The organism is Methylosinus sp. R-45379 (genome assembly GCF_001644125.1).
GTDB lineage: Bacteria > Pseudomonadota > Alphaproteobacteria > Rhizobiales > Beijerinckiaceae > Methylosinus.
Genome location: NZ_LUUM01000057.1, coordinates 24,514 through 39,669, shown reverse-complemented (window position 1 = coordinate 39,669; position 15,156 = coordinate 24,514). Strand labels below are relative to the sequence as shown.

The window sequence follows — 15,156 nt, the reverse complement described above, 5'->3', positions numbered from 1 at the left end:
AAGTGAATATAAAAAGATAAGTATTTGAAAGTAGTAAAATTTTCTACTTTGAATACTATTGATTTGCCTGGGGGACGACTGTAGTTATCGCTCGCGGTTCGGATTCGTCCCGCCGCGCTTTTTCGATGACGGCCGACGTTTATCGGCGTCCGCGCGAGCTAAAGCTAGCGTCGGCGCCGGGCGCATCGTTCGAGGAATGAACCCATGACCACGGAACCAGAAGTCCGGCGGACGCTGAGCGAATCTGCGGCCCGCCAGCTCGCCAATGCGACCAAGACGAGAGCGCAGTGGTCGGGCATTACGCCGCGCTGGCTCGTGTCCTTTCTGCCTTGGACGCCCGTCGAGGCCGGCATCTACCGGCTGAACCGCGTCAAGGAGGAGGGCGCCCTCACCGACGCCGACGTGACCTGCAGCCCGGCCCGCGACCGCGACGCCGATCTGCCGGAGACCTTCGTCGATTACGAGGATCATCCGCGCGAATATTCGATGAATGCGGTCACGACCGTGCTCGACGTGCAGACCCGCGTCTCCGACCTCTACAGCCATCCTTACGATCAGATCCAGGAGCAGGTCCGGCTGCTCACGGAGAAGGTCAAGGAGCGGCAGGAGAGCGAGCTCATCAACAATGCCGAATACGGCCTGCTCGCCAACGTGCATCCGTCCATGAAAATCAGGACGCGGACGGGCGCGCCGACGCCGGACGATCTCGACGAGCTCATCACCAAGGTCTGGAAGGAGCCGGCCTTCTTCCTCGCGCATCCGCGCGCCATCGCGGCCTTCGGTCGCGAATGCACCCGCCGCGGCGTGCCGCCGCCGACCGTCACTTTGTTCGGCTCGCCCTTCATCACCTGGCGTGGCCTGCCCTTGGTGCCGAGCGACAAGCTCTTCATCGACGAGTCCGGCAAGACCAATATTCTGCTGCTGCGCACGGGCGAGAAGAAGCAGGGCGTGATCGGCCTGTTCCAGCCGGGCATTCCCGGCGAGGTCGCGCCGAGCCTCTCGGTGCGCTTCATGGGCATCAACCGCAAGGCCATCGCCTCCTATCTCATCTCGCTCTATTGCTCGGCCGCCGTGCTGACGCATGACGCGCTCGGCGTGCTCGAGGGCGTAGAGGTGGGCAAGTTCCACGATTACGGCGACAAATACGTCTGAGCGCATCGGGTCCCGCTTCGGCGGAACCCGAGTGATCGGCTGAAGCTTTCCTCATCCTGAGGAGGCGGGCGTAGCCGCCGTCTCGAAGGACGAGGAATGCTTCATTCGCCATCTTCTGGCGCTCGCGGGTGACGCTCTTGCGGCTTCTTGCGACGGAAGAGCTTTCGACAGAGACGAGGAATGATCATGTCTTCTGCGCCGTCCAATTCCGCGGCCTTCGGCGCCACCGCGCCGGATGCGCCCTCCGAGGAGACGCTGACGCGCCATGGAGCGCCGGCCTTTCCAGATCCGGCCATGATCGCCCGCCTCGCCAATGCTTTTTTCCAGGCCTCGCCGCAGGCTTCGTCCAGCGAGTCTCCGGCGACGCTCTCGCCCGGCGCGCCCATTGTGCCGCCGATGCAGCCCGAGGCGCCGGCGCCCTCCATCGTCACCAGCGTCGCGCCCTATGCGCCGGCGCGGGCGCCCGTGGGGCCGCCGGACGTTCCGCCGACGACGATTCCCTCCATCGCGCCGACGCCCAATCTCTCCGCGCCCTCGGCGCCGGTCGGCTTGCAGCCGGCGGTCCCGCCCTATGGGCTCTCGGATGTTCCCCAGCCGGGCGCTTCCGCCGGGGCCTTCGAGCCGGGAAGCCCTTCGGCGGCGGCGATCGATTATTCCGCCATTCCCAACACGCTGGCGCAATATGGCGGCGCCGCGCCCGTGCAGGCGCCGGCGCCCTATGGCGGTTATGATCCCGACTCCGTTCCGGGCGGCGTGAAGGCCGCGCCGGTGGACAATCTCTATTTCCTGCATGAGCGCGCGCCCGCGGTCGCGCCGGGCTCCGTTCCCGCGGACCCGTCGCTCTCGCTCGTCGACCGCTATGACGCCGATGTCGCGCCGGCGCCCGCCACGCCCGATGCGGCGCCGGAGAGCTTCGCCTATTCCGGCCCCTCGGAGGCCGATCCGCATCGCGTGTCGGACGCTTTCGCGCTGGGGACGCCCAATGTCGCAATGCCGGAAATCTCCGGCCAGGAGCGCAGCTTCGCGCCCGGCGCCGCCGGCCCCGCCGCGACCGATTCACTCTATTTCCTCGATCGCGCCGGCGCCGTTCCCGCCACGCCGAAGACGGCGCCGCAGGAGCCGCAGGGCTATGCGCCGCAGCTCTCCGCCAGCGCGCCGGCGAGCAGAGCCGCTTTCGACCCCTATGCGGTGAAGCGCGACTTCCCCATTCTGCAGCAGCAGGTGCATGGCAAGCCGCTGGTCTGGCTCGACAATGCGGCGACGACGCAAAAGCCGCAGGCCGTCATCGATCGGCTCGCCCACTTCTACGAATATGAGAATTCCAACATTCATCGCGCCGCCCATGCGCTGGCGGCGCGCTCGACCGACGCCTATGAGGCCGCGCGCGAGAAGGTGCGCCGCTTCCTGAAGGCGCCTTCGGTCAAGGACATCATCTTCGTGCGCGGCGCGACCGAAGCGATCAATCTGGTCGCCCAGGCCTGGGGCCGGCGCAATGTGCAGGCGGGCGACGAGATCGTCGTCTCCTGGCTCGAGCATCACGCCAATATCGTGCCCTGGCAGCAGCTCTGCGTCGAGAAGGGCGCGCGGCTGCGCGTCGCGCCGGTGGATGATCGCGGCCAGATCATCCTCGAGGAATACGAGAAGCTGCTGAACCCCAAGACGCGAATCGTCTCGGTGACGCAGGTCTCCAATGCGCTCGGCACGGTGACTCCGGTGCGCGAGATCACCGCCATGGCGCATCGCCATGGCGCGCGCGTGCTCATCGACGGCGCGCAATCGGTCTCGCATATGCCGGTGGACGTGCAGTCGATCGGCTGCGACTTCTTCGTCTTCTCCGGTCATAAGGTGTTCGGCCCGACCGGAATAGGCGTCGTCTATGGCACGGACGAGGTTCTCGCCGACATGCCGCCCTGGCAGGGCGGCGGCAATATGATCGCCGACGTGACCTTCGAGAAGACCATCTATCAAGGTCCGCCGGAGCGTTTCGAGGCCGGCACCGGCAATATCGCCGACGCCGTCGGCCTCGGCGCCGCGCTCGACTATATCGAATCGATCGGCATGGAGGTGATCGCCCGCTACGAGCATGATCTCCTCCTCTACGCGACCGAGAAGATGCGCCTCGTGCCGGGCCTCACCTTCATCGGCACGGCGGCGGAGAAGGCGAGCGTGCTCTCCTTCGTGCTCGACGGCCATCGCACCGAGGAGGTCGGCAAGGCGCTGGACCGCGAGGGGATAGCGGTGCGCGCCGGCCATCATTGCGCGCAGCCTATTCTGCGCCGCTTCGGCCTCGAGGCGACCGTGCGGCCGTCGCTCGCCTTCTACAATACATGCGCCGATGTCGATGCGCTGGTCGCCGCGCTCTTGCGCCTGCAGAGCGGACGCGCGGGCTTTCTCTGAGGGACGCCGCTCATCGCTCCTGGAGAGTGATCCGATCCAATCGGCTCGGATCACGCATCTCGATTCCAATCCCTGAGCGAATTCTGATCGATCGAACGATTCCGTTCGATCGGATCGCGCTCGCGCGGCGAGAAAAACCTTCTTTCGTGACGCCGGAGCGCATCGTCCCGATCTTCCCCCGAACGTTTTGACGAAAGGTCTATCGTCTTTATTGACTTCTTGACTCGCCACTAATAGTCTACTGTTTTTATAGACGAGGTGGCCAGGTGCTGACGAAAAAGGGCAAATACGGCATCAAAGCCATGAGCTATCTCGCGCGTTTCGAGCCGGGGCGAACAGTGCCGGTGCAAGAGATCGCGACGACGCAGCGCATCCCCAAAAAATTTCTGGACGCCATTCTCTGCGAGCTCCGCAATCTCGGCTATGTCAGCTCCAAAATGGGCAAGGGCGGCGGCTACACGCTGGCCCGCCCGGCCGAGACGATCACCGTCGGCAATATCATCCGCGCGCTCGACGGTCCGCTGGCGCCGCTGCCTTGCGCCAGCAAGACGCGCTACCAGCCCTGCGACGATTGCGTCGATGTCGAAAAATGCGCCGTCCGGCTGGTGATGCAGGATGCGCAACGGGCTCTGTCCGGCGTGCTCGACAATTGCACGCTCGCCCATGTTCGCGACCTCGCCGATGAGGTCGCGCTCTGCTACGAGATCTGATCTTCCAATCGCTTCGGAATTTCGCGTAAGGCGCCTCGGCGCGCGCCACGCCATGCGCGCGCCGACAGTCGCCGCATGCGCGCGACGACCTGCGAAACGTTGCTTTTTTCGATGAGAAGTCGATCTTCTTTGTAGACTTAATGGATATAGTCGCCTAAAGTCCCCCTCGAGCCACGAAGATGCGAGCGCGCAATGGTGCGCCGACGGAACGCGGTCGTCACGTAAGCATATGACGCCGATAGGCAATAGAGAAAAGACGAGGTTGCGGGCACATGACGAAAACCTTGAAACGATCCGTGATCGCAATGATGTTGAGCGCCTCCGCGGCGGCCCTCGCGATCGCCGAAGAGCAGAAGGCGCCGGCCGCCGCCACGACCGAGTCGCCGCGCGCGAGCAAGCCGCATTGGGCGTGGCAGCCGGCCTACCAGCCCTTCGCGCCGAATGTGCAGAAGAAGGATTGGTCGCATTCCTCCTTCGACGCTTTCGTGCTCTCCAAGATCGAGGCGCGCGGCCTAGCTCCCTCGCCGGACGCCGATCGCGCCACCTTCATCCGCCGCGCGACGTTGGACGCTTGGGGTCTCATCCCCACTCCCGACGAGGTCGCGGCCTTCGAGAGCGATGCGAGTCCTGACGCCTATGAGAAGCTCATCGACCGCCTGCTCGCCTCGCCGCGCTATGGCGAGCGCCAGGCTCGTTTCTGGCTCGACCTCGCGCGCTACGCCGACAGCACCGGCTTTCAGAACGACAATAACCGGCCGAACATGTTTCGCTATCGCGATTACGTGATCAAGTCGTTCAACGAGGACAAGCCCTATTCGCAGTTCGTCCGCGAGCAGCTCGCGGCGGACGAGATCGCGCCCGGCAATCAGGAGCTGCTGGTCGCGACCGGCTTCCTCGCCGGCTATCCGGACAACAGCAATTCGCGCGATCTGGTGCAGCGCAAATATCAGATCACCACGGATATGGTCGACACGGTCGGCCAGGCGATCCTCGGCACGACGGTCGGCTGCGCGCGCTGCCACAATCACAAGACCGATAAATTCACGCAGAAGGATTATTATTCGCTGCAGGCCTTCTTCGCCAACACCGCCTTCGACGAGAAGGCGCCCGCCAAGAAGGGCGAGGTGGAAGCCGAGTTCCTGAAGGAGCAGGCCGTCTATAACGAGGCGACCAAGAACATTCGCGCGCGGCAGAAGGAGATCATCGATTCGGTTCGCGAGGCGGCGCTCAAATATCACAAGGAGCGCTATCTGACCGACAGCCGCGAATCGATCTTCAAGGCGAAGGATCAGTGGAACGCGCTCGACCGCTGGGTCAATCACCGGCTCGACGAGGTGACAAACGACGCCGCGCTGGCCGGCTTCCTGCGCTACGCCGCCGACGACAAGAGCGCGCCGGAGCACAGCGAGGAGATCGTCAAAAAGGCGGACGAATATCAGAAGCTGACGCAGGAGCTGCGCAAGTTCCAGAATCTGCGCTCGAACAAAGGCTCGCTGACCTACACCGCCGCCACCGAGCTCGGCCATAGCGACGCGCCGCCCACGCATATTCTCTTTGTCGGCAATCACGAGAAGCCGCTCGACGAGGTGCAGCCCGCCTTCCCGGAGGGCATCACGAGCGAGCTTCCCGACATCAAGCCGACGGCGACCTCCTCCGGCCGCCGCACCGCGCTCGCCGACTGGCTGGTGAGCGAAAAGAATCCGCTCACCGCGCGCGTCTTCGTCAATCGTGTGTGGAACCAATATTTCGGCAAGGGCATCGTCGGCACGGTCAGCGATTTCGGCAAGGCCGGCGACAAGCCGACCAATCAGGAGCTGCTCGACCATCTCGCCTTCACTTTCGTGAAGGACGGCTGGAGCGTGAAGCGGCTGCATCGCTCCATTCTGCTCTCGGCGACCTATCGCCAGTCCTCTGACTATCGCGAGGATGTCGCCAAGGCCGATCCCGAGAACAAGCTGCTCGCCGTCTTTCCGCGCAAGCGCCTCGAGGCGGAGGAGATTCGTGATTCGATCCTGCTGGCGTCCGGCAGCCTGAACGAGCATATCGGCGGACCGAGCGTGTTTCCGCCCATTCCCGCCAATCTCATCGGCGGCGGCAATTTCAACAACACCGATCCCGCTTGGGCGACGTCGAAAGACCCGCAGGACTACACGCGCCGCAGCCTCTATATCTTCACGCGGCGCAGCCTGCCCTATCCGCTGCTCGAAACCTTCGACATGGCGAATCCGCAGCAGATCCACAGCAAGCGTGACGTGACGACGACGCCGCTGCAGGCGCTGACGCTCTACAACAGCGACCTCATCTTCCAATGGTCGCAAGCGCTCGCCGGCCGCGTGATCGAGGAGGCCGGCGACAATGAAGCCGCGCAGCTCGATCGGCTCTATCTCGTGCTGTTCGGCCGCAAGCCGAGCGAGCAGGAGACGAAGGCGCTGCACGCCTTCCTCGATCAGCATCGGAAGACGATCGCCGAGAAGGCCGAGAACGGCAAGCTCTCGATTGCTGTGCCGGTGACGACGAAAGCGCATTTCGTCGATCCGCTGCGCGCTTCGGCCTTCGTCGATCTCGTGCACACGGTCGTGAACAGCAACGACTTCGTCTACCGCTTCTAAAAGACACCACAGCAATCTGAACCGAGGGGAGCAGACAAATGCTCATCAAGACATCGCGTCGCGAATGGCTGCGCAGCGCAGCCTATGGAGTGGGTGGTTTCGCCGTCGGCGGCATGATGCCGGGCGGCGGCTGGCTCGGCGTTCCGCAGGCCAATGCGGCGACTTTCGTCGATCCGCTGGCGTCCAAGCAGCCGCATTTTCCGGCGAAGGTGAAATCGGTCATCTGGCTGCATATGGACGGCGCGCCCAGCACGCTCGATCTCTATGACTATAAGCCCGAGCTCGAGCGCCTCGCCGGCCAGGACATTCCAGCCTCCTTCCTCGAGGGCATCAAGACCTCGACACAGGGCGGCGTCGGCAAGCTCTTCGTCTCCAACAAGCGCAGCTGGAAGCAATATGGCCAGAGCGGCGCCTGGTTCTCCGACCTGCTGCCGAATCTCGCGCAACAGGCCGACAAGCTGACCTTCGTCAAATCGAGCGTCACCGTCGGCGCCACGCATGACATCTCGATCCTGAAGCTCAACACCGGCGATCTTTCCCCCGGCCGGCCGTCGCTCGGCGCCTGGGTCGCTTATGCGCTCGGCTCGGCCAATCCCGATCTGCCGCCCTATGTCGTGCTCTATGGCGGCCAGCGCGAGCCGCGCGCGGGCTCGGTCAATTGGAGCTCGGGATTCCTGCCGGCGGTCTACCAGGGCACGGCCTTCCGTCCGGGCGCGCAGCCGATCCTGCATCAGGCGCCGCCGGAGCTGATCGGCCTGCAGCAGCAGCGCGAGAGCCTCGACCTGCTGCATCAGCTGAACGATATTCGCTCCGCTGCGCGGCCGCAGGACAGCGAGCTCGCCGCGCGCACCAATTCCTATGATCTCGCCTATCGCATGGAAGCGACCGCGCCCGAGGCCGTCGATCTCTCCAAAGAGACCGCCGCCACCAAGGCGCTCTACGGCCTCGATGACGAGGCGACGCGCGACATGGGCACGGTGCTGCTGCGCGCCCGTCGTCTCGTCGAGCGCAACGTGCGCTTCGTGCATGTCGTGTCGGGTCCGATCGCGGGTCTCGGCCAGGGCGACGACGCCAGCTGGGACGCGCATCGTCAGCTCGAGAGCAATCACAGCGCCCATGCGCGCGCGATCGACAAGCCGGTCGCCGGCCTGCTCGCCGATCTCCAGTCGCGCGGTCTTCTCGACGACACGCTCATCGTGTGGACGTCGGAGTTCGGGCGCACGCCTTACGGCCAGAGCGGCGACGGTCGCGACCATAATCCCTGGGGCTATACGCAATGGCTCGCCGGCGGCGGCCTGAAGCATGGCCTCACCTATGGCCACACCGACGAGATCGGCCTCAAGACCGTCGCAAATCCGGTCGACACCTATGACCTGCATGCGACCGTGCTGCAGCTCCTCGGGCTCGATCACCTCAAGACGATCTATCTGCGCGCCGGCCGCGCCGAGCGTCCGACGGTCGTCTACGGCAAGGTCGTGAACGACATTCTCGCCTGATCAGACTCGCCGGAGCCCTCGAGGCTCCGGCGCGGCACGCCGATCGAGCTCGCGGCGCGGCGGCGCGCGTCGCGAGATCGCAGCGGCGCGTCCTCGGCACAGACGAAACCTCGAGGCAGGATTGTAAGAAAGCGCCATGAGCCGCATCTCAGCTTATCGAAATTCTTACGCGCGTCTCGCCCTCTGCGCGATCCTGATCGCCACGCCGGCGCTGGCCGCCTTGGACCTGCGCGATTACGACGACGATCTGATGCGCGATCTCGAAAAGACGATCAAATATTTCGAGCCGGACATCACCGCGCAAAATTCGCAGGCCGCGAAAGAGGATGCGGAAGTGCTGCTCGACGGATTCCGTTATACGGAAGATTATTTCGCCAAGCGCGGCAAGGACGACGCGGTGGCGATCTCCCGTGACGGATCGCGCCTCATCGCCGATGTCGTCGCCAAGGTCGACAAAGGTGAGTTCGACGCCGCCGCCGCTTCCGCGCGCGAGGCGACGCAAGTCTGCAAAACCTGCCACGAAATTTACAAGCCCCGACTCGCACGTTGAGAGACCCGAGGAACAGACCCATGACGCGTAAGACCGCAAACGAGTTCCCGCCCGGAATATTGAAGCTCTTCGATCTCTTCGTGCATGGCGACATCGACCGTCGCGGCTTTGTCGAGGGCGCCAAGAAGATCGCCATCGGCGCCGCCGCCGCGACCGCCTTCCTCGACGAGCTGCTGCCGCGCTTCGCCGAGGCGGAGGTCGTCAAGAAGGACGATCCGCGCATCGTCGGCAAGACGCTCGAGGTTCCTTCGCCAGACGGAACTGGAACGGTGAAGGGCTATTTCGTCCAGCCCGCCAAGGTGGAAGGCAAGCTGCCGACCGTCCTCGTCATCCACGAGAATCGCGGCCTCAATCCGCATATCGAGGACATCGCCCGCCGCCTCGCGCTGGCCAATTTCGTCGTCTTCGCGCCGGACGCGCTGGCGCCGCTCGGCGGCTATCCGGGCGACGAGGACAAGGCCCGCGAGCTCTTCACCAAGCTCGATCAGGCCAAAACGCGCAATGATTTCATCGCCGCCTATGGCGCGCTGAAGACCTGCCCGATCGGCAATGGCAAGGTCGGCGCGGTCGGCTTCTGCTATGGCGGCGGCGTCGTCAATTTCCTCGCCACCAAGCTGCCCGATCTCGCGGCCGGCGTTCCCTTCTATGGCGCCCAGCCGCCGGCCGAGGAGGTCGCCAAGATCAAATCCCCGCTGCTCATTCAATATGCGGGCGTCGACGATCGCATCAACGCCGGCTGGCCGGCCTATGAGACGGCGCTGAAAGCCGCGCATGTCGATTATCAGGCTTTCGTCTATCCGGGCGTGCAGCATGGTTTCAATAATGACACGACGCCGCGCTATGACGCCGCGGCCGCCGAGCTCGCCTGGAAACGCACCGTCGATTTCTTCAATGCGCGTCTGCGCGCCTGAGAGAGAAAAGGAAATAGCATGAGAGCCTCGACGCTCTTCCTCGGCCTGGCGCTCGGCGTGGCGTTTTTCGTCGCCGGCGCCGATGCGCAGCAAGCCACTGCGCCCGCCGCCCCCGCAGCGGCGCCCGTCACGCCGCAGAATGATCCGGCCTATACCTACAAGACCCTGCGCCTCAATCGCGCCGCCTTCGACGCTCTGCTGGCGAAGCCGGAGGATCTTCTGGTTCTGGACATTCGCCGGCCCGACGAGCTGACCAAGGTCGGCGGCTTCCCGGTGTATCTGAGCATCCAGACCAAAGAGGTTCAGAAATATCTCTCCTATATTCCGCGTGACCGTCTCATCGTCACCGTGTCCAATCGCGCGCATCGCGCCGGCGCCGTCGGCGATATTCTCGCCGGCCTCGGCTTTCATGTCGTCGGCGCGATCGGCGTGCTCGATTATCAGGACGAGGGCGGAACTCTGACCAAGATCGCGCCGCCGGCTCCCGCCGCGACGGCTGCGGTTGCTGCTCCCGCCGCCGCCCCTGCCGCCGCGGCGGCTCCCAACTCTGGCGCCAAGTGAGGCCAAGATGCGTAAGCTCGCGATTTTCACCGCTCTCTCGGTCGCTCTCGCGGCCGCCCCGGCCTCCGCTGCGTTGAAGACGGGCGCCTCGGCGCCCGATTTCAGCGCCCCCGCCGCCATAGGCGGAAAGGACTTCGTCTTCTCTCTGGCCGAGGCGTTGAAGAAAGGCCCCGTGGTCCTCTACTTCTACCCCAAATCCTTCACGCGCGGCTGCACGATCGAGGCGCATGAGTTCGCCGAGAATTACGACAATTTCGCCGCGGCCGGCGCTTCGCTGATCGGCGTCTCCGCCGATACGATCGAGACGCAGCGCGATTTCTCTACCAAAGAGTGCCGCGACAAGTTCCCCGTCGCGGCGGACGCGAATTTTTCCGTCATCAACGCCTATGACGCCAAGCGCGACCGCCCGACGCAGAATGGCGACGCGGTTTCCGACCGCATCTCTTACGTCGTGACGCCGGACGGCAAAATCGGCTTGACCTATGTCAGCTCAGACCCGATCAAGCATGTCTCGGAGACGCTCCAATTCGTGCGGCAGTGGCAGGAGAGCCACAAACCCGGCAAGATTTGAGCCTAGCGTTCAACCTCAGCATAAAAGGGACGATCATGAGTCTGTATTCGAAGCGCTCGCTCGCTCTCCTCGGCGGCGCGCTCATCGCCGGTTGCGTCGCTCTGAATTCCGCCTCCGCGCAGGCGCCCGGCCCCACGCCGGCGAAAATCGCGGTGGAGAATCGCAAGGCGGAATTCGTGCTGATCGGCAATTTCTTCCGCTGGTTCGGCGGCGTCGCCAGAGGCAACGCCCCCTATGACGAGGCGGAGGCCAAGAAGCGCTCCGAGCGCATCGCCTATATCGCCGGCCTGCTCGACGAATCCTTCCCCGACGTCTCCAACGTCGGCGAGCCGGACAGCAAGGCGAAAGCCGAAATCTGGAAAGAGAAGGCGGAGTTCGACAAGAAGCTCGCCAAGTTCAAGGAGGACGCCCATGTCTTCGCCGAGGCGATCGGCAAGGAGAAGGGCGCGACGGAAGCCTTCAAGACCGCGGTCGCCAATCTCGGCCAGGATTGCAAGGGCTGCCACGACTCCTACAAGGCGAAATAGTCAGGCCCAACGAGCGCGACGAGACGTAAGATGACGGTGATCGACAGGCCGCCCGAAACAAAGGCGGCGGACGCGCAATCGAAAGAAGAGCGTCTGGTGTGGGACTTGCCGGTGCGGCTGTTCCACTGGTCGCTCGTCGTTTCTTTCATCGGCGCCTATGTGACCAACAGGCTCGGCGTCGCCTGGTTCGATTGGCATGTCCGCTTCGGCTACGCCGTTCTCACGCTCGTCGCGTTTCGCGTGCTCTGGGGCCTTTTCGGCGCCAAGCACGCGCGCTTCGCCAGCTTCCTGCGGCATCCGCGGGAGGCGTGGCTCTATGGGCGAGGCCTGCTGCGCGGCCGCGCGCCGCTCTACGCCGGGCATAATCCGCTCGGCGCGCTGATGGTCGTCGCGCTGCTGCTCGGCCTATTGGCGCAAGCGACCATGGGCCTTTTCGCCAATGACGAGATTTTCAATGTCGGCCCCTTCGCCGGCGCGGTGAGCAAGGAGACGAGCCTGCTGCTCACCTCGCTGCACAGGAAGGGATTCTATGTGCTGGCGGCGGCCGTTTTCATTCATGTCGCGGCGGTGATCGCCTATGTGCTGGTGAAGCGCGAGAATCTCGTGCGCGCAATGGTCACGGGCTATAAGCGCGCCGAAACCGTGCATCCGAAGGACGAGATCGCCAGCTCTCGCCTGCCGCTGGCGGCGACATTGCTGCTCGTCGTCGCCATCGCCCTCGCCGCGCTCACCTCGATCGCACCGGTGGCCAGCGCCGGCGGCGATGGGTTTTGAGGAGCGGACGCGCGGCGCCTTCCGCTTAGTGTCGGTCCGAGGACAAGTTGAATCGGATGAATGGGCTGTGAGTCCAATAGAGGCGGCCCGATTCTCGCGGAGATCGCCGATGTGGACGTATGAAAATCGCGCGCGCTTATGATCGTAGCAAATTGTGCTACCCCAGCGACGTGACGGACACGGGTTCAGACCGCTGTTTTACACGAAGCAAAAGCGCCAACAGCTCCACTTCGTTCAGCATAGTAAGCCGCGGCGCCTATTCCCGTGTCGTAAATGTTATGTCGAACCCCACGAAATCGACTACTTACATTTATTTCGTAGTAGTATATATCATACTAGTCCGACTGATCGGATCCAAACAGACTCGTGTTGTTGAGAAAAAAGCGAAGTTTACATCAAAATGTCTCCGTTCGTGCTGTCTATATTGAGATATCACGGGTATCTGCTAAACACCGATCTTCGCATATTTCTATATGCTCCTAGCACGCAACACGCATAAATTCCAAAAAAAATGATATCTGCTCCTGCTGCAATATTTAATGTTATTAACCATCTAATGGACCCATCAGTAATATATGATTTGAACTTTTCATCAAACGCCGCGATCATGATCAAAGTCGCTAGTAAAAATAAAAGGCACACGCAGCCGACGACAAAAAACCATAGGCTAGGACCAAATAAAGAACGCTTGCGCACGACTTGCGCGTATGCATAAAAATAGGATCTAAAATTGCACACTATTTCATATAAATAAAATATAAATGTTGATATATAATATATAAATATAGTTATCTTAATATAAGACACGTCGATGTTTGTCGCCTGTTCGACGAGCCTCATCATAAATAATAACGCGCAAAGAATAGCTGTATTTAAATATAAGATTGAAAACAGGGTATTTCCTTTTTGTCTTGCGCGTTCTCTCATAGCGAGCACCATATAGTCAGCGAAATTGACGAGCGTGCCGCCTTGTAACATTGGTACATCGAGACTCCCCGCTCCCTATAATCGATCAGCGGCATTTTCTTCATACTGCGGAATCACAAGGCCGGCTCGGAAGCTTCCAACATCTTTAACACGGGAGCGTGCCGGTCGCAGAAAATATGAAGTGAAATCAAGCACGCTTAGGTGAGACGCGCGGGAAACGAAAAGCCCGCCGGAGGGCAGGCTCCCGAATCGCATCAGCGCTGAGGGAAGGGCTCGACATGCGTTTCCGCCGTGCGGCCGAAATAGACGGCGCGGCGCCCGGAGAACGACACCAGATAGCCTGCGCAACCGCCTGTCATGACCTTCTCGCAGAAACCGAGATAGGTGTAGCCCGAAGCCGAATGCTGCGCTTCCTCGATCGCTGCTCGCAGAGCCGCGCCGTTCAGCGCGGCGGCGATCGGCGTGTGATGGCGATGCGTCGCAAGGACGACGCTTTCGCCGTCGGGCAGATAATAGGTCGCCGTCGCGCGGCGAAAATCGATCGAATAGCTTTCGAATCCCGCCTGCATCAGCTTCCCGACAATTTCTGGAAAGCTCAGACTATTGCTCTTGGCCGCCCGCAGACAGTATTCGGCGACTTCGGATATTCCAGCGTCCATGGTTGCTCCTTCGGCTATTGGGGGGGAGGGCGTTCAATCGAGGGGCATTTTCGTCAGGCCCAGTCGCGCGACCGTTTCGCGCAAAATCCGCTCGAGGACGCGTCGGTCTTCGGCGGAGAGGCTCCCGAAGCACGCGATCTCATTCTCGTCGGCCAGGGCCGCCAGCTCGGGCACGAAGCCGGCGCCTTTGCTGGTGAGCCGCAGCGTTTGCGCGCGTCCGTCCACTTCGCTCGCTTCACGCATGACGAGCGCCTTGGCGATGAGGCGGTCGGCCAGCTTGGTGACCGCTCCCCGCGTCAGGCTCATCTCGCTGGCGAGCCGGCTGGGCGAGGTCGGCTCCCGCTCGTAGAGACTTCGCATCAGTCCCCATTCGGCGACCGTCACATCCTTGTCGGCGAGCTTTCGGGCGAAGCCGAGCGAGACGTGATTGGAGACTTGGCGCAGCCAGTAGCCGAGATGATCGGTGAGATCAGGGATGCGGGACGGCATGACGAGAAGCTCTCAATTACTTTCCTTGGAAACTATCTCGAAAAGATTTCCTAGTCAATTACCTTTGCCGCCGCGCCATGTTGGGAAGCTCGAGCGCTGCACTACCTTGAGCGACAGCCGCGCCTAGGCTACCTAAGACCCAATCGCCTATCCGATCGTCTTCGCGCGTCGAGGCTCGTCATGGCTCGTCCTATCGCATCGGCTCTCGTCCTGCTTCTGCAGATTTCCGTCGCCCATGCGCTGGACCGGCCGAGCGCGCGTGCGGCGCCGCCGGCGAAGGCGCCCGCCGCTTCTCCCGCAGGAGAGGCGCCGCGCGTGTTCGGCGATTGGCGGCTACGTTGCCTGGCGGCCGGAGGCGCGCAGACGGCGCATCGTAGCTGCGAGATTTTGCAATCCGTCCTCGTCAAGGACAAGAGCGCGACGATCGCGGAAATCGCCTTCGGCAAGCCGGATGGCGCGCAAGGGCTTTCTATGACGATCGTCGTGCCGGTCGATGTCGCCTTTCACGCGGCGCCGCGCGTGACGGTGAGCGACGCCGATCCACAGCCGCTCGATCTCGTCTGGCGGCGCTGCGCCGCAGCGGGATGTTTCGCCAGCGTTTCTCTCGCCGAGCCGATACTCGCCCGCTGGCGCGCCCACGACGGGATGGGACGCATCGCCTTCAAGAGCGCGGCCGGGCAGGATGCGGCGCTGCCGGTCTCGTTTCGCGGCCTCGCGCCGGCGCTGGATGCGCTTGCGCGGGAGCATTGACGGTCTGTGGCATAATTGCCACAGCCGTTGAAATTCGCCTCGCGCGAGACAAAAAACAGAAATTCATAGAAAC

Annotated in this window: 14 protein-coding genes; 12 read left to right on the top strand and 2 right to left on the bottom strand. The window is 62.8% G+C overall.

The window, feature by feature from the left end; all coding sequences use genetic code 11:
• Window positions 1-204 precede the first annotated feature (204 nt).
• The 11 genes from A1351_RS03170 to A1351_RS03120 all read left to right on the top strand — a co-directional run bounded on the left by A1351_RS03170 (window position 205) and on the right by A1351_RS03120 (window position 12,258).
• On the top strand, window positions 205-1,152 hold the full coding sequence (locus tag A1351_RS03170) for a family 2A encapsulin nanocompartment shell protein (protein ID WP_024881607.1): 948 nt from the start codon (window positions 205-207) through the stop codon (window positions 1,150-1,152).
• Window positions 1,153-1,338: 186 nt separating this feature from the next.
• On the top strand, window positions 1,339-3,549 hold the full coding sequence (locus tag A1351_RS03165) for a family 2A encapsulin nanocompartment cargo protein cysteine desulfurase (RefSeq protein ID WP_198162203.1): 2,211 nt from the start codon (window positions 1,339-1,341) through the stop codon (window positions 3,547-3,549).
• A 266-nt stretch (window positions 3,550-3,815) separates the two neighbouring features.
• A complete protein-coding gene (locus tag A1351_RS03160; protein ID WP_024881605.1) occupies window positions 3,816-4,259 on the top strand; it encodes an Rrf2 family transcriptional regulator in 444 nt (147 codons plus the stop codon).
• A gap of 272 nt (window positions 4,260-4,531) precedes the next feature.
• Window positions 4,532-6,868, top strand: coding sequence for a DUF1549 and DUF1553 domain-containing protein (locus A1351_RS03155; RefSeq protein ID WP_198162202.1), 2,337 nt, complete (start codon window positions 4,532-4,534; stop codon window positions 6,866-6,868).
• Window positions 6,869-6,906: 38 nt separating this feature from the next.
• Window positions 6,907-8,364, top strand: a complete 1,458-nt coding sequence (locus tag A1351_RS03150) for a DUF1501 domain-containing protein (protein WP_064032156.1) — start codon at window positions 6,907-6,909, stop codon at window positions 8,362-8,364.
• 136 nt (window positions 8,365-8,500) lie between these two features.
• Complete coding sequence (locus A1351_RS03145) at window positions 8,501-8,914, top strand: hypothetical protein (protein WP_024881602.1); 414 nt, start codon at window positions 8,501-8,503, stop codon at window positions 8,912-8,914.
• Between the two features lie 20 nt (window positions 8,915-8,934).
• Window positions 8,935-9,825, top strand: coding sequence for a dienelactone hydrolase family protein (locus A1351_RS03140; protein WP_024881601.1), 891 nt, complete (start codon window positions 8,935-8,937; stop codon window positions 9,823-9,825).
• An 18-nt stretch (window positions 9,826-9,843) separates the two neighbouring features.
• Window positions 9,844-10,386, top strand: a complete 543-nt coding sequence (locus A1351_RS03135; protein WP_024881600.1) for a sulfurtransferase — start codon at window positions 9,844-9,846, stop codon at window positions 10,384-10,386.
• A gap of 7 nt (window positions 10,387-10,393) precedes the next feature.
• A complete protein-coding gene (locus A1351_RS03130; protein WP_064032154.1) occupies window positions 10,394-10,957 on the top strand; it encodes a peroxiredoxin in 564 nt (187 codons plus the stop codon).
• A gap of 35 nt (window positions 10,958-10,992) precedes the next feature.
• Entirely contained in the window at window positions 10,993-11,484 is a 492-nt protein-coding gene (locus tag A1351_RS03125; RefSeq protein WP_026599676.1) for a cytochrome c, read from the top strand.
• Between the two features lie 30 nt (window positions 11,485-11,514).
• Entirely contained in the window at window positions 11,515-12,258 is a 744-nt protein-coding gene (locus tag A1351_RS03120; RefSeq protein WP_018267507.1) for a cytochrome b/b6 domain-containing protein, read from the top strand.
• Between the two features lie 1,181 nt (window positions 12,259-13,439).
• Here A1351_RS03120 and A1351_RS03115 read toward each other — a convergent pair.
• Window positions 13,440-13,844, bottom strand: a complete 405-nt coding sequence (locus A1351_RS03115) for a DUF1398 domain-containing protein (RefSeq protein ID WP_026599675.1) — start codon at window positions 13,842-13,844, stop codon at window positions 13,440-13,442.
• A 33-nt stretch (window positions 13,845-13,877) separates the two neighbouring features.
• Window positions 13,878-14,333, bottom strand: a complete 456-nt coding sequence (locus A1351_RS03110) for a MarR family winged helix-turn-helix transcriptional regulator (protein ID WP_024881595.1) — start codon at window positions 14,331-14,333, stop codon at window positions 13,878-13,880.
• 180 nt (window positions 14,334-14,513) lie between these two features.
• On the opposite strand from A1351_RS03110, the gene A1351_RS03105 reads away from it, so the two are divergent.
• Window positions 14,514-15,083: an invasion associated locus B family protein gene (locus A1351_RS03105; protein WP_064032152.1), complete on the top strand. Its 570-nt coding sequence runs from the start codon at window positions 14,514-14,516 to the stop codon at window positions 15,081-15,083.
• Window positions 15,084-15,156: the final 73 nt, after the last annotated feature.